General features: G+C 62.6%; 16 protein-coding genes and 1 tRNA gene. 8 read left to right on the top strand and 9 right to left on the bottom strand.

Translation table 11 applies throughout. The features are described from left to right. Window positions 1-53: 53 nt before the first annotated feature. Window positions 54-875, bottom strand: a complete 822-nt coding sequence (locus HMPREF1219_RS00195) for a DNA-formamidopyrimidine glycosylase family protein (RefSeq protein ID WP_016456970.1) — start codon at window positions 873-875, stop codon at window positions 54-56. After that, complete coding sequence (locus HMPREF1219_RS00190) at window positions 862-5,883, bottom strand: Lhr family ATP-dependent helicase (protein WP_016456969.1); 5,022 nt, start codon at window positions 5,881-5,883, stop codon at window positions 862-864. The genes HMPREF1219_RS00195 and HMPREF1219_RS00190 overlap by 14 nt, the downstream gene beginning before the upstream one ends. Before the next feature lie 34 nt (window positions 5,884-5,917). Here HMPREF1219_RS00190 and HMPREF1219_RS00185 point away from each other — a divergent pair, with 34 nt between their 5' ends. From HMPREF1219_RS00185 to HMPREF1219_RS00170, 4 genes are all read left to right on the top strand, one after another. Then, complete coding sequence (locus tag HMPREF1219_RS00185; RefSeq protein WP_016456968.1) at window positions 5,918-6,676, top strand: 3'(2'),5'-bisphosphate nucleotidase CysQ; 759 nt, start codon at window positions 5,918-5,920, stop codon at window positions 6,674-6,676. Window positions 6,677-6,769: 93 nt separating this feature from the next. Continuing rightward, window positions 6,770-7,570 carry a thymidylate synthase gene (locus HMPREF1219_RS00180; RefSeq protein WP_016456967.1) on the top strand — a complete coding sequence of 267 codons (801 nt, stop codon included), beginning with the start codon at window positions 6,770-6,772 and terminating at the stop codon, window positions 7,568-7,570. Between the two features lie 8 nt (window positions 7,571-7,578). After that, entirely contained in the window at window positions 7,579-8,091 is a 513-nt protein-coding gene (locus HMPREF1219_RS00175) for a dihydrofolate reductase (protein WP_016456966.1), read from the top strand. 11 nt (window positions 8,092-8,102) lie between these two features. Beyond that, the gene (locus tag HMPREF1219_RS00170) at window positions 8,103-8,366 is read left to right on the top strand and encodes a mycoredoxin (protein WP_016456965.1); all 264 of its coding nucleotides are present in this window, start codon (window positions 8,103-8,105) and stop codon (window positions 8,364-8,366) included. A gap of 105 nt (window positions 8,367-8,471) precedes the next feature. On the opposite strand, the gene cobF is transcribed toward HMPREF1219_RS00170, so the two are convergent. Both cobF and HMPREF1219_RS00160 read right to left on the bottom strand, forming a co-directional pair. Continuing rightward, entirely contained in the window at window positions 8,472-9,224 is a 753-nt protein-coding gene (gene cobF, locus HMPREF1219_RS00165; RefSeq protein WP_016456964.1) for a precorrin-6A synthase (deacetylating), read from the bottom strand. Then, window positions 9,217-9,495 (bottom strand): cg0963 family protein, encoded by a 279-nt coding sequence (locus tag HMPREF1219_RS00160; RefSeq protein ID WP_016456963.1) that lies wholly within the window; start codon window positions 9,493-9,495, stop codon window positions 9,217-9,219. The genes cobF and HMPREF1219_RS00160 overlap by 8 nt, the downstream gene beginning before the upstream one ends. Before the next feature lie 131 nt (window positions 9,496-9,626). Here HMPREF1219_RS00160 and HMPREF1219_RS00155 point away from each other — a divergent pair. Together HMPREF1219_RS00155 and HMPREF1219_RS00150 are read left to right on the top strand one after the other, a co-directional pair. Beyond that, window positions 9,627-9,699, top strand: a tRNA-Arg gene (locus tag HMPREF1219_RS00155). A 306-nt stretch (window positions 9,700-10,005) separates the two neighbouring features. After that, window positions 10,006-10,890 (top strand): DUF1906 domain-containing protein, encoded by an 885-nt coding sequence (locus HMPREF1219_RS00150; RefSeq protein ID WP_016456962.1) that lies wholly within the window; start codon window positions 10,006-10,008, stop codon window positions 10,888-10,890. A 713-nt stretch (window positions 10,891-11,603) separates the two neighbouring features. On the opposite strand, the gene HMPREF1219_RS00145 is transcribed toward HMPREF1219_RS00150, so the two are convergent. From HMPREF1219_RS00145 to HMPREF1219_RS00135, 3 genes are all read right to left on the bottom strand, one after another. Next, window positions 11,604-12,968, bottom strand: a complete 1,365-nt coding sequence (locus tag HMPREF1219_RS00145; RefSeq protein WP_016456961.1) for a cation:proton antiporter — start codon at window positions 12,966-12,968, stop codon at window positions 11,604-11,606. A 121-nt stretch (window positions 12,969-13,089) separates the two neighbouring features. Beyond that, complete coding sequence (locus tag HMPREF1219_RS00140; RefSeq protein ID WP_016456960.1) at window positions 13,090-13,791, bottom strand: enoyl-CoA hydratase-related protein; 702 nt, start codon at window positions 13,789-13,791, stop codon at window positions 13,090-13,092. A 3-nt stretch (window positions 13,792-13,794) separates the two neighbouring features. After that, window positions 13,795-14,643 (bottom strand): aldo/keto reductase, encoded by an 849-nt coding sequence (locus HMPREF1219_RS00135; RefSeq protein ID WP_040426985.1) that lies wholly within the window; start codon window positions 14,641-14,643, stop codon window positions 13,795-13,797. A 90-nt stretch (window positions 14,644-14,733) separates the two neighbouring features. On the opposite strand from HMPREF1219_RS00135, the gene HMPREF1219_RS00130 reads away from it, so the two are divergent. Next, entirely contained in the window at window positions 14,734-16,275 is a 1,542-nt protein-coding gene (locus tag HMPREF1219_RS00130; RefSeq protein ID WP_040426984.1) for a carboxyl transferase domain-containing protein, read from the top strand. Between the two features lie 54 nt (window positions 16,276-16,329). Here the strand turns inward: HMPREF1219_RS00130 and HMPREF1219_RS00125 are convergent, their stop codons facing one another. Both HMPREF1219_RS00125 and HMPREF1219_RS00120 read right to left on the bottom strand, forming a co-directional pair. Next, on the bottom strand, window positions 16,330-16,698 hold the full coding sequence (locus HMPREF1219_RS00125) for an FKBP-type peptidyl-prolyl cis-trans isomerase (RefSeq protein WP_016456957.1): 369 nt from the start codon (window positions 16,696-16,698) through the stop codon (window positions 16,330-16,332). 226 nt (window positions 16,699-16,924) lie between these two features. Next, window positions 16,925-18,223, bottom strand: a complete 1,299-nt coding sequence (locus HMPREF1219_RS00120; RefSeq protein WP_016456956.1) for a citrate synthase — start codon at window positions 18,221-18,223, stop codon at window positions 16,925-16,927. A gap of 539 nt (window positions 18,224-18,762) precedes the next feature. On the opposite strand from HMPREF1219_RS00120, the gene serC reads away from it, so the two are divergent. After that, entirely contained in the window at window positions 18,763-19,887 is a 1,125-nt protein-coding gene (gene serC, locus HMPREF1219_RS00115) for a phosphoserine transaminase (protein WP_016456954.1), read from the top strand. Window positions 19,888-19,942: the final 55 nt, after the last annotated feature.

The following is a 19,942-nucleotide window of genomic DNA, read 5'->3' as shown; positions in this document are numbered from 1 at the left end:
CGGGTTGGGCGCCACCTTTCACCCGGCTCTCTCCGTGAGACTGCCTTTCCGCGTCATAGCAGCAGCTGGCAGTGCGGGCACCACCAGATAATGCGCTCGAGTTCGTCCGCGTTCCCGCCAAGGTCGATGCCGCCCAACGCTCCCTTGGTAATGAGCGTTCCGCAACGCCGGCATGGCTTGTTGTTGCGCCCGAAGACGTAGCTCGTCTCCCCTGCCCTGCGCACCCCCGTGGTGACTCTCAGCGGTGAGTTCCGGTTGTCCCACATGAGTTTCCGCGTGATGGTGAGCACCCGTTCTACACCCTCGCGCCCCAGCGCTCGCACGGGCGTGGCGGGGTGGATCCCCGCAAGGAAGCAGATTTCCGCGCGGTATTCGTTGCCCACCCCGGCGAGGTTTTTTTGGTCGAGGAGCGCGGTACCGATGGGGCGCTCGGGGCGTTGCATGATTCGCCGCAGCGCTTCCTTGGCATCCCAGGCGCCGAGAACGTCGGGCCCCAGGTAGCCGATTTTTTGCTGGTAGTCCACTGTGGGGAAGACGCGCACGAAGCCGAGGGAGAACCCCACGATCTCAATGGGCTGTGGGTCGGGTGCGCCGTCGAGCTGCAGCACGACCCGGGCCGTGTAGCCGGGTTTGTGCCACCGCTCCCCGGCGCGGTGCACCGACCAGGTACCCTCCATCTTCAGGTGGGTGTGGAGAATGCGGTCGCCAAACTGCATGAAGAGGTGCTTGCCGTAGGGCCACACATTGTCGCACAGGCTGCCGTCGAATCGTTCGAGCGCGAAGGCGGGCACCCGCAACTGTGAATAGAGCACCTGGCGCCCTCGCATGAACTGGAGTTTCTTTGCCAGCTGGTAGACGGAATCACCTTCGGGCACGTGGGTAGCCTCCTCTCCGTCTCGTCCTCACCAACGGAGGCGTGCTCTGAGAACCGTCGTCTTCTCCCCCGCGGGCCCCGGGTGCCACACCGGTCCCCGGTGTTGCACGGGTCCCCGGTGTCACACTGGCGGTGCCCCGGTGCCCACCGATGCGGATCCCCTTCGGGGTGATCCCAGTCCCGGCGCGCCGGAAGGCTTCCGTCAGTGGGCTGGTCAGTGCTGGCTCACCGTCTAGCTTTTCGACGTTAAACCGCACCCGACTGACCGACTCCAGGGCAGTCACCACACGCTGCACGGAGCTTTCGACGGGCTCGGGCAGGCCGTCGAAGAAGGTGGTGAGGACGCGACCGCCACGGGTGAGGTGCGCGGTGAGGAGGCCGTCGACAAGCACAACAAGGGCACCGGCGGAACGGGTGACGTGGGCACCCTCCGGCCACGGGAGCGCGGCACCGTAGGGGTTAGCGGGATCCGTGGCGGCGAGCACGTACGTCTGGGGCTCCTTCGTCCCCGAGGGCCAGCCGTCCACATCGGCCGAATCACTGTGGGCACGGATGCGGTCGATCACCGCGGGTGTGGAGAACTGGGCGGCACCCAGCCCTTCCACCACGTAGCCACGCATTGCCTTGCCGGTCTCCTCAAAACCGCTGAGCACCTTGTAGGCCAGCGCGAAACCGCCGATGACGTTCTCGTTCACCACGCTTCCCCGGGTCACAACGCCGTACCTGTCCAGCCACGCCTCCCCGTAGGCGACCGACCGGTTGGTGGGCTCGGTCTCCGGGGCGGGCGGGACCGACCAGCGTCCCTGCATGTCAGGCGGGGTGGACGGGCGCTGGGAGTGGGAGAAACTCGTGCGCCCCATCCGCAGGCGGGAACGGCGCGGGCGGCGTTTGACCTTGTGGGCGGTCTTGCCACCGTTCAACCGTGCACGCACCGGCTCGAACGTGTCCGGGGAGAGGAGCCCGAGCTCCACCAGGCCCCACATCGCCTCCTGGACGGTCGCCGGTTCGACGGTGTTACCAAGCCCGAGGTCGAACTCCCCGCCGCGGACCTCGGCAACGATCTGCGGGAAGAAGTATCCACCTCCGCGGCTGACCACCTCGAGGATCGATTCCTGCACCGCAGTGAGCGTCGCCTCGGGTTGCTCCGGTATGAGCTGCGGGGCGTACTCTGCTGGTAGCAGCATGATCCACGGATCTTGCGCGCCGGCCGAACCAGCGCCCACGATGAGCACTTCCCCGTCGGAGGTGAGGGCATCAAGCATCTGTGGCGCGTAGTCGCCCACGCGCGACGGCAGGACGACGGATTCCCACGCGGAGGCAGGAAGGCGCACGCCCGCCAGCTGCTCGATCACCGAGAACACGCCGTCCTCACCCCGCAACGCGGGGGTCACGCCCACCGGTGCCACCTGCTGCCACTGTGGCAGGAAGCGGGCGAACGCCGAGTGGCTCACGGGCTCCGCCTCCGCACGAGCGGCGGCGAGGCTGCGCGTCCTGATCTTGCGCAAAACGTCGGCTGCGCAGTATTCGAGTTCCTCCACGCCCTCCCGGAAGTGGCCTTCCACCAGCTTCTTCGAGTGCACGAGCTGGCGGATAACGCCGTGCACCACGGAGACCCCCACGCCAAACGCGTGCGCCACGTCGGCCGAGGTGAACGGCCCGCGCGAGCGCGCGAATCGGTTGACCAGCTGCTCCAACGCGTCTGGAACCTCGTCGCGCTTGGCGGTCACCCCGGCCGGGATGGGCACGCCCAAGCCGTCCCGGATGAGGGCCGCATCCTGCGCAAGCGCCACGTGGTCACGCCCGCCAAAGCGGATCTCCATCACCCGGTTACCCAGGTGCTGCCGGATGAGGGCAAGGGCCCGCTCCCCCTCACCGAACTCCACGTGCTCGCTCACCTGGTCCACGGGAATGGGCCCCACGATGCGCAGCGTATCGGCGAACTCCTCCGGAGTCCGGGCGCGCCGGCCGTCGGCCACGCGCCGCAGCTCCCGGTCCACCTCATCGATCACCTCCTGGCTGAGCAGCTCACGCAGCTCCACGGTGCCCAGGAGCTTGGCCAGAAGCGACGGGTCAAGGGCCAGGGCCGCAGCCCGCTTTTCCGCCAGTGGCGTATCGCCCTCGTACATGAACCCGCCGGTGTAGTTGAACAGCAGCGAGGAGGAGAACGGGCTCGGCTGGTCCGTGGTCACCTCGGCGATGCGGACCTGCCTAAGGCGCAGGTTCTTCATCAACCGGATCAGCGCGTCGATATCGTACACATCCTGCATGCACTCGCGGACGGTCTCCAAGATGATGGGGAAGCTCGGGTATTTTCTGGCCACGTCAAGGAGTTGCTCCGCCCGCTGCCTCTGCTGCCACAGCGGGGCGCGCTTGCCGGGGTTGCGCCGCGGGAGGAGCAGCGCCCGCGAGGCGCACTCCCTGAACCGGGAGGCAAACAGGGCCGAGTTGCCCACCCGCTCGGTGACGAGGGACTCTATCTCGTCCGGGTCGAAGAAGAACAGGTCACTGCCCGGCTCCTTATCCCCCTCCGGAAGGCGCAGCACGATCCCGTCGTCGCCGGCAACAGCCTGCGCATCCATGCCCGTCAGCTCCGCCACCCGTGCCCCCACAGCGAGCGCCCAGGCAGCGTTGACACCACGCCCGTACGGGGAATGCAGCACCACACGCCAATCACCAAGCTCGTCGCGGAACCTCTCCAGCACCAGCGTCTTCTCATCCGGCACCACGCCGGTGGCCTCCTGCTGCTCAGAGAGAAACTGCAGGAGGTTGTCCTCCGCCCACTGGTCCAACCCCAGCCCACTGAGCCTCTCGCGGTTGCCCACCGCTTCCCTGCGGAACTCCCCCACCGCCTCGCCGAGCTCCGCCGGGCGACCCTCCTGCCCACCGGACCAAAATGGCAACCGGCCGGTGTGACCCGGCGCGGGGGTCACCAGCACCTGGTCGCGGGTAATCTCCTCGATTCTCCAGCTCGTCGCGCCGAGCGTGAACACGTCCCCCACCCGCGATTCGTACACCATTTCCTCGTCGAGCTCTCCCACCCGCCGCGGGGCAGACCCCTCACCCCCGCCAACGAGGAACACGCCGAACAGCCCGCGGTCCGGGATCGTTCCGCCGCTCAACACTGCCACGCGTTGCGCGCCGGGCCGTGCGCTGAGCATCCCCGTCACGCGGTCGAAGACGATGCGGGGTTTGAGATCGGCAAAGTCCGTCGAGGGGTAGGCCCCGCTGGCGAGGTCGATGACGGAATCGAACACTTCCCTATCGAGTGTGGTGTAGGGGTAGGCGCGGCGCACGATGTCGAACCAGGCATCGGCGGAGATATCGTGTTGGGACACGTGGGCCACTGTTTGTTGCAGCAGCACGTCGAGGGCGTTGCGGGGAACGGTGAGTTCCTCGATGAGGCCTCTCCGCATTCTTTCCACGGTCACCGCTGTTTGCACGAGGTCGGCCCGGTGCTTGGGGTAGAAGGATCCCTCGGAGATCGCACCAACGGCGTGCCCGGCGCGCCCCACGCGTTGCAGGCCGGAGGCCACCGACGGCGGGGATTCCACCTGGATGACGAGGCCGACGGCGCCCATGTCGATGCCGAGTTCCAGCGAGCTTGTGGAGACCACGGCCTTGAGCTCGCCGGATTTGAGTTGGTCCTCCGTGAGCGCCCGTTCCTCTTTGCTCACTGAGCCGTGGTGGGCGCGTGCGATCGCGGGTGCCGCTGCCCCCGCGACGTCGGTTTGCTTCATGAGTTGCGCGGGGTCGCGTCGCCCCGGCGGGTTGAGTGCCTCGGGTGCGAACTTGGTGGCGTACAGCTCGTTGAGGCGGGAGGTGAGGCGCTCGGCCGACCGCCTGGAGTTCACGAACACGAGGGTGGAATCGTGCTCCATGACCTCCTCGAATAGCTGCTGTTCAATGAACGGCCAAATTGAGTTGGAGGTGGGCAGCGCTGAATCTTCCGCCACCGGGGCAGCGATTGGTGCCGGTGTTTCCGTTTCCGCGGGCGTTTCCGAGCAGGCCGGATCCGGAACAACCGAGACGAGTGGCGTGGGCGACGGTTCGCCCGCAACGCTCGGCACCACCGGCCCGCGGGTAAAGACATCGTCTTCGTCATCGCCGTCATCATCTTCCTCGGAACCGATGGGGACGGTGAGCGAGTGGGGGTCGTCGACAAGCGAGGAACCGATCCGCGAGCCAACCTCGGGGGTAGGAAGGTCGCTCATGTCCTCCACAGGAACGTGAACAGTAAGGTCCCAGCGCTTCTCAGCCGCGGGTGCAACGATGGACACGGGCTCAACCCCACCGAGGAAGCTCGCCACCCGCTCAAGCGGGCGAACCGTGGCGGACAGCCCGATCCGCTGCACGTGGCCGGGGTGCGCGCCGGAGGAAACCAGCTCAACAAGCCGTTCCAACGACAACGCGAGGTGCACGCCTCGCTTTGTTCCAGCCAGCGCGTGAATCTCGTCCACGATGACGGTATCCACGCTGGACAGAATGTCTTTCGCCTTCGAAGTCAACATGAGGTACAGCGATTCCGGAGTGGTGATGAGAATATCCGGAGGATTGCGGACTTGCCGCGATCTCTCCGACTGCGGTGTGTCACCACTGCGCACGCCGATGGAAATCTGTGGCACAGGCTGCCCCAGCTTTTCGGCCGTGTGGGAAATCCCCAGCAGCGGGGCGTGAAGGTTGGACTCCACGTCCACCCCCAGCGCCTTGAGCGGGGAAATATAGAGGACACGAACGCCTGCCCCCTTATCCCGCGCAGGTATGGCCGAGCGTGATGCGCCCACAGAATCCGTGGTGAGCGTCAGCTGCCCCTCCGGAACGACAAGTGAGTTGATGGCCCACAAGAAGGCAGCCAGGGTTTTGCCCGACCCCGTGGGAGCCACAACAAGGGCATTTTTCCCCTCCGAAATTTCTCGCCACGCGCTCTCCTGAACTGCGGTGGGCGCTGCGAAAACGTCACTGAACCAGGTGGATACCTGGGGACGAAAACGCGAAAGGACGGAATCTGCCATGCCTTTAATCTAGTGGAGACCGTATTATGTAACCATGACTGCTCACTTGGATGATGCCACTCTCACCCACCGCCTCGCCGTAGGGACGTCCGAGATTCTCAAGGGAATCCGTGGCGTTGGCCTGCTGCAGGCCCTCAACCTTGGAGATGCAGGCGATGACCTCGCCCAGAACTGGATCGCCCGCGTCCTCGCACAGCACCGCCCAGACGATGGCTTCCTTTCCGAGGAGGCCGCCGACAACCCGGACCGCCTCAACAAAGACCGCGTGTGGATCATCGACCCGCTCGACGGCACGAAGGAATTCGCTACCGGGCGCCAAGACTGGGCCGTCCACATCGCGCTGGTGGAGAACCACAAACCGATTCACGCGGCGGTCGGACTGCCAGACATTGGTGTCAACTTCTTCTCCGACGAGGCACGCGCCGTGCTCGGCCCCAAGTCGGGCAAGATCATCGTGTCCCGCAACCGCGCCCCCAAGGTCGCCGACTACGTGGCAGAGCACACGGGCTCTGAGATCACCACGTACGGATCCGCCGGCGCAAAGGCAATGCGCGTGCTGCTCGGCGATGCCGACGCCTACATCCACGCCGGTGGACAGTACGAGTGGGACTCCGCCGCACCTGTCGGCGTAGCCCAGGCCGCAGGCTTGCACTGCTCCCGCCTCGACGGCAGCGAGCTCACGTACAACAACGCCGACCCGTACCTTCCGGACGTGCTCATCTGCCGTCCCGATATGGCCGACGAGATCCTTCAGCTGTGCGCGACCTTCAAGGAAGAACACGGCTCGTACTAATAAGCGTGGGAGAATCCGCTAAGTCACAGCAGTGCCACCGGCGCGGGTGAGTTTCGTACCCCGCCGGTAGTCCCGTGGGTTACACTTACCGGCATGAGCATCCCGACACCGTACGAAGACCTACTGCGCGAAATCCTCGAGGAAGGAACCCACAAGGATGACCGCACCGGCACGGGTATAACCAGCCTGTTTGGTAAGCAAATGCGCTTCAACTTGGCGCAGGCCTTCCCCCTCATTACCACGAAGAAGGTGCACTGGAAGTCCGTCGTAGGGGAGCTTCTCTGGTTCCTCCGTGGGGACTCCAACATTGCCTGGCTGCACGAAAACGGTGTCTCTATCTGGGACGAGTGGGCAGATGACAAGGGGGAACTCGGGCCTGTGTACGGCGTCCAGTGGCGCTCGTGGCCAACGCCCGACGGCCGCCACATCGATCAGATTTCCCGGGCCCTGGAGCTGCTGAAAACGGACCCTGGTTCCCGCCGCAACATCGTCTCCGCGTGGAATGTCTCCGAGCTGGAAAACATGGCGCTGCCCCCCTGCCACCTGCTCTTCCAGCTGTACGTGGCGGACGGAAGGCTGAGCTGCCAGATGTACCAGCGCTCGTGCGACATGTTTCTCGGGGTGCCCTTCAACATCGCCTCGTACTCACTCCTCACCCACATGTTTGCCCAGCAGGCCGGCCTTGAGGTGGGAGAGTTCGTGTGGACCGGTGGCGATTGCCATATCTACGATAACCACCGCGACCAGGTGCGCGAACAGCTGTCGCGCGAGGCGCGCCCCTACCCGCGATTGGATCTCACCAAGGCACCAAGCATCTTCGACTACACGTTTGAGCACATCAACCTCGTGGGATACGACCCCCACCCGCTTATCAAAGCACCGGTGGCGGTGTAGTCAGACTGATGAAGGCTATCTGGGCACAGTCCCTCGACGGAATCATCGGAGATGGCTCTGGAATGCCGTGGCATCTTCCGGAAGACCTGGCGCACTTTAAAAAATCGACCATGGGGGAAGACATCCTCATGGGACGCAAGACGTGGGAATCGATCGGCTCCCGAGCCCTGCCGGGGCGGGACAACCTTGTTTTATCTTCCCGCGAACCGGGCGAATGGTCACGCGGTGCGAGCGTCATCCACGAGGTTCCTGAGGCTTTTTCCGGCTGGCTGATCGGCGGCGGTTCGCTCTATAACAAGCTTCTCCCCCAGCTGGATGAGGTGCTGGTTACCTATGTTCGCACCCGCCTTACCGGCGTGTACACGTCGCCGGTGACAGTACCGGATCTCGCGTCACTGCCGCAGTTCACTGTGGCTGCGGAAACCCCGTGGCAGCGTTCCGCAAAAGGGACGGTCACCCATAGCGGGCAGCCCGCGACCTACCGTTTCGTGCGGTACACGCGAACCGCCACCGATGACTAGGCTGGGGAACCATGAGTACACAGCATGCGACGATTTATATGACTGACTGGTGCCCCTACTGCGCCAAGTTGCTCAAAGCTCTGGACAGGACCGAGACACCGTACACGGCAGTGAATGTGGAGGAGGACGAGAGCGCCGCCCAATTCGTTGAATCCGTCAACGACGGCAACCGGGTTGTGCCCACGGTCCACTACTCCGACGGCTCCACTCAGACGAACCCGCCGGCAAGCGCCGTGCGACAAAAGCTCCGCGAGCTCGAGGGCGAGGAGGCCTAGCGCACCGGATAACGCTGCCGGAACCTCCTCCCCACGCCATGATCCCCTTGTTCCACACCATATAAAGGTGGGTGGAACAAGGGGATCACTTGTTGTTTCGAACTCCTACGGCATGAGGACATCCGCGCGGTCAACTTCTCGGAGCAGGTAGATATCCATGATCCAGCCGTGCTTTAGCCGCAGATCCGCTTTCAGCTGTGCAAGCTCGTCTCCGATGTCTTTGACAAAGCCCTCGCGGAGCACTTCGTTCTCGGTGCCGAGGTAGGCGCCCCACCAGATGTAGGTGTTATCCGTCACGTGGGCCTGCCATGCCGCGTGCCCATCGAGCATGACGACGGTGTTCTCCGTCGGATCCAGTGCGGACGAGTTTTCCAGTTGCCGGCCTGTGGTTATGGTGATGGGGCCACCGATCTTGTTCAGGACCAGGCCGAACGTGGCCGTCAGCGCCTGGATTGAGGTGATTCCGGGGATCACCTCAATATCTGAGATCCTCATCCGCTCGATGATGCGGAGGGTCGAATCGTAGAGATTGGGGTCTCCCCACACCAAAAACGCGACGGTGCCCGACGGCATTGCCGCCTTGAGCTTATCGGCGCGGGCCTGGTGCCACCGCTCCACCTCGGCCTTGTAATCGGCGGGGTTGCGGTCTCTTTCCGGGTCGGTGACGGTGATGAGGGGTGTATCAGGGGCGTATTTTTCCAGGAAAAACTTCCGCAGCTGCAGGAGGTCGGCCTTCTTATCCCCCTTGTCCATGGCCATGACGGCATCCGCTTCACGCATCGCCTCGATGGCCTGGACGGTGAGGTGTTTGGGGTTTCCCGCACCGATCCCGATGATGTAAACGCGGGGTTTAGTCATCCGCCGGTCCGAAGAGCTGCAGCATCTCTTCCGGGGAGAGGGACGAGCTGTCCTTTGCAAAGGCAGCGGAGAAAATGGTCTGGAGGTACAGCTCGCACGCTGCGGACAACTTCTTTGCGTCGAACTTGTTCAGCAGCATGACACGCTTGCGTTCACCATCTTCTTTGATGCGGTCGACGGCGAGGACGAGAACCCCATCCTTTTCGATCTGCTCGCAGATGAAGTCACGCCGATTGACATCGGTAAACGTGGGATTTTTCTTTTCAGTCATGTTCGCGCCACCCTTTGGCAAAGTCGGTTATGGTTACCCTCCAGCCTATATTTATTCCCGCGATAATTCTTGGCCGTGGGGCAATTTTCCCCCCCGTAAGAGATGTTGTACCCTGTTATCCGTTACCCCTTGCCCCAGTAGCTCAGGGGATAGAGCACCGCTCTCCTAAAGCGGGTGTCGGAGGTTCGAATCCTCTCTGGGGCACTTTCGATTTTCACCTCGTTTCCTACCTTTTACGCTGGTTACGGGGTGTTTTTATATACATTCTCAACCCTCAAAACCGGCTCCTGCCCCACCCCGGATCCGGCATGCATACAGCCAGCAGGAACGTTGAGAGCCGGTGAGAATGAAGGGAATCGTCATGCGATTTCCTCCCCAATCGCCCAGCTCATCGACGGCCTTTCCCAAGAGTGCTTCCTCCCCTGGAGCACCCCAAAATTTTCCACTTACCGGCGTTTTCACTTCCTTTAACTGTGTACCAGTGTGACAAATGTTGCTATTGTTACAGCTATGGATCGTCGCAGTTTCTTAAAAGCTTCCGTTCTCGCAGCGGCAGGCGCTGTCGTAGCCGCACAGCCAGCCTCCGCGGTAGGCCCGATCGTGGGCACCGTCATCGACTATTCCGGTGGCGTGCCTTCGGCAGGCAGCGTCAAGGCAGCCGGGCATCTCGGTGCTGTCCGCTACGTGTCCGAGCGTCGCCCCGGCGCGGACTGGATGGTGGGCAAGCCGGTCGGCCGCGCAGAAACCGCCGATTTTGCAGCCCACGGGCTGGGTGTCGCCTCGGTGTACCAGTTCGGTCGCGCTGAGACTGCCGACTGGCTTTCCGGTGCTGCCGGGGCTGTACAGCATGCCCCCAAGGCGATTGCTCTTCACGCGGCGGCGGGTGGCCCCAAGGGGCGCCCCATCTACGTCGCTATCGACGACAACCCCACGTGGGACCAGTACGCGGGTCAGATCCGCCCGTACCTGCAAGGGTTCAAGCAGGCCCTGGAAGCCGCAGGCCTGCGCCTCGGCGTGTACGGCAACTACAACGTTATCGAGTGGGCCGGCAACGATGGCTTGGGCGAATTCTTCTGGATGCACGACTGGGGTTCCGGCGGACGCATTCACCCGCGCACGACCATCCACCAACCGGCTAAGCGCACGGCGACGATTGATGGCGTGACCGTTGACGTGAACAATGTCTATTCCAGGGATTGGGGGCAGTGGAACACAACCTCGTCGGCACCACTGATCCCGGGCCTAGATAGGCTACTCAACGACACTTCCCTATCGTCGCGGTTCATCAACATGGACGCGCCCATCACGATCCCCGGCGTGCAGCTCCCCTTCGCTCTACCGACTCCCCGTGAAATCCTGCAGATTCTCCAGCGCGGGGCAGCACTGTCCAGCTAGCCTGAGGCGGCCACCCCGCTTTAGTCTCGCCTTCCCCGGCATCTAGCGCCGCGCCCAGTCACCGATGGTTCCGGGAACCATGGGCGGGGCCTCGCCGACGATGGCTTTGATGTTGGCTTCCTGCTCCAACTCGGGAGTCACAGTCTTTATGGCGTGCGATTTCCTGCGTGAGCTCTGCGCACCCACGCCCATCGGCATTATGCTGCGGGTGCCTGTCGCCGCCCCACGGAGACCGGGAGCAGAGGAGCCACTAGGCCTCGGCCCGACCCCTGTTGGAGGCTTCGCGTGGGCACCGTAACGGGGCGCAGCGTTCCACATGCTGCCTACCCCAGACAGCCCACCTGCTCCGCGCAGTCGGCTCCCGGAACTAACACCAGCGCTTGGCGCACCCCCGAAACCGCGACGACGGGCACCCCTGCGGTCATCGGTGGGCATCGACGGTGCCGTTTCCCGGACAGGCCGCGCTGCTGTTGCAGCCTCCTAGGGACGGGCAGGATGCCGCTGGGCGAGATGGCGCACTAGTGCCTGTGGCGACTTGGTTGCCCTGGCTATCCCGGTTGCCTCGGTTGCCTCGGTTGCCTCGGTGCGAGAAGGCGCCGCGAAAACGCGACGTGAAAACGCGCTGCGGGAACCGGCCGCTTTGTCGGCGGCACCGTGTGCTTTGGACCGGTTGCAGGTCAGGCGATGCGCAGTGCTGCCCTGGTCAAGCCCGCTCAGTGGCCGGAACTCGGCTTCTTAGGCTCCGTGGCGATCTGGTCATCCGTCTTGAGCACGCCGAGCTTTTCCCCCTCTTCCAGGTGCCCGTTATCCTTTTCGCGCTCGGCCGACGTTCGCGTGTCCGACGGGGCGACAGCAACCCGGATCCAGGTGTAATTCGGTTCGGGCACGCCGTCGCCTTCCGCAAGCGGGTTGTACCGCTCCAACGTGGAGGCGAGCAGAGGGAACAACAGCACCGTTGCAGCTCCACCGCACACGAGGAGGTTTGCCGCATCGGAGCTGATGAGCTCGCGGGAGTAGGCGATATCAGTCACCGCGACAATGATCGGCAGGGCCGTAGCGCTGTAGAGGCCCAGCTGGAGGCGTTCGTTGACGTTTTCGATCCCCGAGTGCGTGGGCAGCAGCTGCTCGGAGAGGAAGATGGGGAGGCCACGGGCGATGAGGATGACCACGATGATGCCCACAAACACCCACGGGTAGTTGGGGATGACCAGCGGGTCGATCGACATTCCCGAGGTGACAAAGAAGATCGGGATGAGGAACCCGTAGCCCACAGCGTCGATGCGGGCATTCATGGTCGCCTTGAACTTTTTGGGCACGAGCACTTCGAGGATGATTCCCGCCGCAAACGCGCCGAGGACGATATCGAGCTCGAACACGGCGGCGAGCGCCATGAGACTGGTGAGGAGAACCATGACGCTGCGGATGACGGTCTGGGAGGTCTGGGAATGACCGTCGAGAAGCGCACGTTCGACCCACGGCATGAAGAACCGAACCGTACGCGGAACGAACGCGATGAACAGCGCACCGACAAAGAACAGCACCAGGATGGTGAGCGTCAGCCACGTCGCGCGCGTGGAGAGCAGGAGCGCCATGGCGAGGATCGGACCGAGCTCGCCCACAGCCCCGTGCTGCATGACGGCCTTGCCCACGGGCCGATGCGCGATGCCGTTGTCCTTCACCACCGGCAGGAGGGTACCCATCGCGGTGGAGGAGACAGCGATGGCCAAAACGATAGCCTGCAGGATGTCGGTTCGATCGAAGATAAGCCAGGCGGCAAAGAACGCCACGGTAATGGAGATCACCCACGTGCCGATAGCTGCCCGCCCGGAGCGCCCGCGCATCGATTGGAGGTCGATCTCCCAGCCGGCAAGGAGGAAGAGCATGCCGAGCCCCAGCTCACGCAGGAGGCTCACCGCCCCCTCCGAGTGCGCGAGATCCAGCACGTGCGGGCCGATGACCACGCCCAAAACGAGCATGAACACGACACCGGGTACGCGCTTTCCAGTGGCGAAGCTAAGTAGCGGGCTGAGAAGGCCTGCGATCATGATCCACATGACCGAAACAATTTCACCAGTCATCGTTCACCATGGTCCTTTCATCGATCGGTTCCCCCACGGTGCACGCTCCTATCGGGCACGGTGCAGGCTGACAAACGTAGAATAGCGAGATTTTACCTGTTCACAGCCCGCGCACCAATTGCTACCGCCGCTGGCGCCGCGCCTCGGCCCAGGCGGCGTCGAAAAGCCGCTGGTGCGCGGGGGACAGCTCGTGCGTGTAACAAGCGTCGTTGAGTACCGCTTTGAGCTCCGCGATCCCCAGCGGCGGGTACGAGCCCACCCGTGCGCACAGCGCGTGGGCATCGTCGAGGTTCCCCACCTCGTGAGCCAAACCAATCTCAACCGCCCGCGTCGCCGTCACCCGCTTGCATGCCAGGAGGATCGAGCGCGCGTGTCCCAGGCCAACAATGTCCGCCAGCCGCCGGATCGACCAGTTATCCAGAGCGAAACCCAACCGTGCCGGCGGGAGCTCGCACCACGCGCGCGGTTCCATCACAACAAGGTCGCTTGCGAGCATGATCTCCATCCCCGCCCCCACCGCGGGGCCGTGAACGTAGCTCACCACAATGCGGTGCTGGTGAACGAACTCGTCGAGCATGGCGAATAGTCCCCGATGGAAATCATCCGAGGCTGCGGAAGCTGCCAGGTCCGCACCCCCACAAAACGCGGGGCCCGCACCACGGACGAGGATCACCCGCACCGATTGAGGCAGCCCGCGCACGAACCGCGTGATGGTGTCCACCATGGCGGTGGTCAACGCGTTGCGTTTGGCCGGGCGATTGAGGACAACCTCGGCAAGCGCCCCGTCGACGGTGACGCGGACCTCCGCGTCAGCACCACCCACCGGTTAGCTTTCCAGCTCTGGCCACTGCCGTGGGTCGTTGTACGAGCGCCCACCGTCGGCATCCAACGCGGTGATGGCATCGATCTGCGCGTCGGTGAGAGCCACGTCGAGGGCCACGAAATTCTCCTCAATCCGCTTGGCGTTTCCGGACTTGGGAATGACCACGTTGCCCAGCGCCACGTGCCAAGCGATCACTACCTGCGCGGGAGTGGCCCCTGCCTCCTCAGCAATCTGGACGATCGTTTGCTCAGTGAGGCTATCGCCCCGCCCCAGCGGCGACCACGCCTCGGTGACGATGTCCTTTTCATCGTGGTACGCCCGCAGCGAGGCTTGGGAAAAACCAGGGTGCAGCTCCACCTGGTTCATCACCGGGATCACTCCGGTGGCATTCTCCAGATCGTCGAGGGTTTCCTCGTAGAAGTTGGCCACCCCGATGCTGCGCACACGCCCAACACCTTGGATGCGGATGAGGTCTTCCCAGGCCTTCACGTACTTTCCGGCGGCCGGGAACGGCCAGTGGATGAGGTAGGCATCCACGTAGTCCAGGCCCAACCTGTCCAGGGAGGCCTCGAATTCCTCCGGGGCGTGATCGTGTCCGTCGTTCCACAGCTTGGTGGTGATGAACAGGTCTTCCCGGTCCACCTCCCCGGCAGCGATGGCGTCTGCCACCGCACGGCCGACGGGTTCCTCGTTGCCGTAGATTTTGGCCGTGTCGATGTGACGGTACCCGACGCTGATGGCGGTGCGCACCGCGTTGTAGCACTCGTCGCCGGAGAGCTTCCACGTGCCGAATCCGAGTTGGGGAATGGTGTTTCCATCGTTGAACGAAACAAGCTGAGAGGGGTTAGTCATATCCCCATTCAACACCATTGTGAGGGTAGCTGGGGAGAAAATACCCACATTCCGTGTATGTCGAATGCCTTTTTTGACTACCGTTGCCGTATGGCACACACTACAGCTGACGAATTCCTCCGGGTTGTCCTCGACCCGGGTAGCAACATTTCCTGGGACACACCGCCGGATTACGGCGCAATTTCTGACGAGTACGCGGTAACGCTTGCCCGCGCACGGGAGCGTTCCGGCGTGGACGAGGCCGTGATTACGGGTGAGGGCACGATCGGTGGCCGGCCGGTGGCGTACGTTGTCAGTGAGTTTCGGTTCCTTGGCGGCTCGATTGGCGCCGCCACGGCGCGGCGCATTATCGACGGCATCCACCAGGCAACGGCGCGCAAACTGCCGCTTATTATTTCCCCTTCGTCCGGCGGTACCCGGATGCAAGAGGGGACGAAGGCCTTTGCTCTCATGATTTCCATCACCACTGCGGTGTACCGGCATAAGGATGCGAAGCTTCCGTTCCTGGTGTACCTGCGCAATCCCACCACCGGGGGCGTGATGGCGAGCTGGGGTTCCTCGGGGCACATCACGTTTGCGGAGCCGAACGCGCTCCTCGGGTTCCTGGGCCCCCGCGTTGTTGAGCTTGTCACCGGCTCCCCCATGCCCGAGGGGGTTCAGACCGGGGAGAACCTCACGCGTGTGGGTGTTATCGATGGCGTTGTTCCTGTCGATGAGCTCAACCGCACCGTCGCCTCCCTCATCGATATCCTCACCCCGACGGTCACGACAGTCCCGACGGTGACGACGGACCCGACGGACCCGACGCCCACGACGGACCCGACGGGCTTGACGGATCCGGTCGTGTACTCAAGCGCTGAGTTGGGTGGCATTGACGCGTGGGAATCGATCCTCACCACCCGGGTCCCGAGCCGCCCCACGCTCGGAGACGTGCTTGCCCAGCTCCCCCACGACACGATTATGCTGTCCGGCTCCGGCGACGGGAGGCGTTCCGATGCGGTGAAGGTGGCACTCACCCAAATCGCCGGCCGCCCAGTCATGCTCATTGGACAAGACCGGGCATCCACGGAACCGCTCGGAACAAACGCGTTTCGCATGGCACGCCGGGGCATCAGCCTGGCCAAGGCACTCGATCTGCCCCTTGTATCCATCATTGACACGACGGGTGCGGAGATGTCTCAGCAGGCCGAGGAGAAGGGGATGTCCGGTTCCATCGCCCGTACGTTGGGTGAGCTTGTCGACGCCGACGTGCCCACCGTTTCCATCATCCTTGGGCAAGGCTGTGGTGGCGGTGCGCTCGCGATGCTTCCCAGTGACCGGGTACTATGCGCGCAAAACGCATGGCTATCCCCCCTGCCCCCGGAGGGCGCCTCGGCGATCTTGTACAGGGATGTCGATCACGCCGCCGAGATGATGGAGTACCACGGCGTGAAGTCCACAAACCTCCTCGACGACGGGATTATCGACGGCATCATCCCCGAATACCCCGACGCCAAGGAGGAACCACAGGCTTTCCTCGCCCGTCTCCAGGCCGCCATTGAGGTCACGCTGCGGAGGCTTCACCAATCCCCGGACCGTGTCGGCCGCGAGCAGCGCTTCGCCCACTACGAACGGCTCGCCGCCCAGGTGTAAAGACGTTAAAAGGGTGGCGGCACGCATTCGTGCCGCCACCCTCGCTGTAGTTATTTAGCCCTTGACCTCAACGAGATCGATCACAAAGATGAGCGTCTTCCCGGCCAGCGGGTGCGCTCCGCCTGCCGGACCGTAGGCTGCCTCCGGCGGGATGATGAGCTTGCGACGCCCACCCTCACGCATCCCGGGGATGCCTTCCTGCCAGCCCGCGATGAGGCCGTTGAGCGGGAAGGTGATGGCCTTGCCGCGATCCCACGATGAATCAAATTCTTCGCCAGTAGCAAAGTCAACGCCCACGTAGTGGACTGTGACGGCACCACCGGCAAGGGCTTCAGCACCGTCACCCACGACGATGTCCTCGATGACGATGTCTTCGGGGGCGGGGCCTTCGGGTGCCTCAATGACGGGTTTTTCGTCCAACATGAATCTAGTCAAGCTCCTTTATTACACAGCCTCTCCCACCGGGGCAGGAAGCCTATGCGTTGCTAAGAACAATGGGCAGAAATAAACGTTAAAGTACGCCGACAAACGTCAACGAACGTTGCCCAGTCTATGTGAGGGTGGGCGCCGATTTCCACTCCCACCACCGGATTAGCAACCGCCGAGGGCGCAAACCTGCTGGTGAGGGAGCGAAATCGAGGTAAAGGAGCTACTTCCGCTCGGAGCGTGGGATCCACTCGCGCTTGGCGTAGCCGGTGTACACCTGGCGGGGCCGGTAGATCTTGGACTTCGGATTCTCCACCAGCTCGCGGTACTGAGCAATCCAGCCGGGCAGACGGCCGATGGCGAAGAGCACCGTGAAGAAGTCCTCCGGGAAGCCCATTGCCCGGTAGATGAGGCCGGTGTAGAAGTCGACGTTGGGGTACAACTTGCGCTCGATGAAGTAGTCGTCGGCGAGCGCGATTTCTTCCAGCTCGAGGGCGAGTTCGAGCGTATCGTCCCCACCGAGCTTCTCCAGCAGCTCGTGAGCGGTGGACTTGATGATGCGCGCACGCGGATCGTAATTCTTGTACACGCGGTGCCCAAACCCCATGAGCTTGACACCGTCCTCTTTGTTCTTCACCTTCTCCATGTACTCCTTGGCATTGATGCCTTCCCTCTTGATCTTCTCGAGCATCGCCAAAACAGCCTGGTTGGCGCCACCGTGGAGGGGACCAGACAGGGCGTTAATGCCTGCAGCAATAGCCACAAACATGTTGGCGTGGGAGGAGGCGACCATACGAACCGTAGAGGTGGAACAGTTCTGCTCGTGATCCGCGTGAAGGATGAGCAGCTGGTCGAGAGCCTTCACCATGATGGGATCGACCTCATAGGGCTCCGTGGGGAACCCGAACATCATGCGGAGGAAGTTCTCGCGGGCATTGAGAGAGTTATCCGGGTACATGTAGGGCTCACCGTTGCGGGCACGCTGTGCGTAGGCCGCAAGCATCGGCACCTTAGCCATGAGGCGAACGGTGGCCTTATCCAGGTGTTCCGGGTTGAGGGGGTCGAGAGTGTCCTGGTAGTACGCGGACAAAATGTTCAGCGACGAGGCGAGGATTGCCATCGGGTGCGCGTCGCGCGGGAAGATGGAGAACGCCGCCTTAAAGTCCTCATCCAACAAAGTGTGGTGACGGATAGAGTCACTGAACACCTCCAGCTGGTGCTGGGTGGGGAGCTCGCCGTGAATGAGCAGGTAACTCACCTCGTTGAAGGTGGCCTTTTCAGCAAGGTCCTCGATGGCGTAGCCACGGTAACGAAGAATGCCGTTTTCGCCGTCGATGTAGGTGATAGCAGATTTGGTAGAGCCCGTGGACTGGTACCCCGGGTCATAGGTGACAAGCCCAGTGGATGTGCGCAACTTGTTGATGTTGATGCCGTCGTCACCCTCTGTGGCATGGACGATGTCCATCTCGTATTCGCCACCGGGGTATTGAAGTACAACCTTGTCCTTGTTTTCCGAAGCCATATGTAATTACACCTTCCTACGTCGTCCGCCATTAAAGCAGCTAAGACTGTCTCGGTACGCGCGTTCGTGGTGCTTTCACGCACATCGTCGTCTGCATATGCCTGTAGCCCCGTAACCATCACGTACGTGGTCACTGGGATTAATCCTACGCGGAAAAACTATGCGCTATGAGAATTTCTCTATTTTTGTAAAGCTCACACTCACTGAACGCTCTACCGTCCGAATTTTACCAGCCAACTTCAAATACCGTACGTACGTACCGCTAACAATTCCCCCACTGGTCAGACCATTAGCCCACGCTACCGCTAGATTTACAAGCAACTCCGCACCTAAACACGTAAAGCCCGGTTTTCGCACCTACCCCCTTTTCACCCCCTCAAGTATCTTTTCCGTCACCCCCATTTGTGGCGACGCTCTCAGCCTTCACCAGCAAACAACGCTCATATTTTGCATCTTTACGCAATTTATGCGGTATAGTCTCTAGTCATCGTACGGGTGCACCCTTTCTCCCGCTACGGAGCAACACGTGAGGAGTAGAAATGACAGACACCATGCTCAAGATCCCGGCCGAGCTCCTTCCCCAGGACGGGCGGTTCGGCTGCGGACCTTCAAAGGTCCGTTCCGGCCAGGTCAACGCCATCACTTCTGCCGCGACTACGGTGCTGGGCACATCTCACCGCAAGCCGGCAGTGAAGAACCTCGTAGGAGACATCCGTGAAGGACTGTCTAGCCTGTTCTCTCTCCCCGAAGGCTACGAGATCCTCCTCTCACTCGGTGGGGCCACGGCTTTCTGGGATGCCGCCACGTTTGGACTCATTGAAAAGAAGTCCGGACACCTTGCGTTTGGTGAATTCTCCAAGAAGTTCGCTACCGCCTCGTTGAACGCGCCCTGGCTAGATGCCCCCGAAATCCGGGAAACGGAACCGGGTAGTGTGCCGTCCCCCGTCGCCATGGAAGGCTGCGATATTTTGGCGTGGGCCCACAACGAAACCTCGACGGGCGCGATGGTTGAGGTCACGAGGCCGGAAGGCGCAGGGGATGCACTCATCGTGGTTGACGCGACCTCCGGGGCTGGCGGACTTCCCGTGGACATCTCTCAGACTGATGTCTACTACTTCTCTCCGCAGAAGTGCTTCGCCTCCGATGGTGGACTGTGGTTGGGAGCTTTCTCCCCGGCGGCGATCGAGCGCATTGAGAAGATCGCGGCCAGTGACCGTTTCCAACCAGCTTTTCTCTCTTTGAAGAAAGCGGTGGACAACTCGAGGAAGAACCAAACCTACAACACTCCCGCCGTCGCTACCCTCCTTATGCTGGCCGATCAGGTTCGCTGGATGAATGAGAACGGCGGACTTGAGGGAATGGTGAAGCGTACTTCCGCGTCTTCGACCATCTTGTACACGTGGGCCGATAAACATGAGGTGGCCACGCCGTTTGTGTCCGACCCGGCAGGCCGGTCGCTCGTTGTGGGCACCATCGACTTTGCTGACACCGTAGACGCAGCCGAACTCGCGGCAACGTTGCGCTCCAACGGCATTCTCGACGTGGAGCCCTACCGCAAGCTCGGGCGCAACCAGCTGCGGATTGGTATGTTCCCTGCAATCGAACCGAGCGACGTAGACAAACTCACCCAGTGCATCGACTACGTGCTGGAAAAAACCGTCTAAGCCCTGCCCTACAGACCCTCCGCCCCGGCCTTCGACTCTCCATTGCCGGGGCGGA

The organism is Corynebacterium pyruviciproducens ATCC BAA-1742, assembly GCF_000411375.1.
Taxonomy (GTDB): Bacteria; Actinomycetota; Actinomycetes; order Mycobacteriales; family Mycobacteriaceae; genus Corynebacterium; species Corynebacterium pyruviciproducens.
Note: the sequence above shows the minus strand (reverse complement) of the source record. Positions and strands in the feature narration are given on the sequence as shown.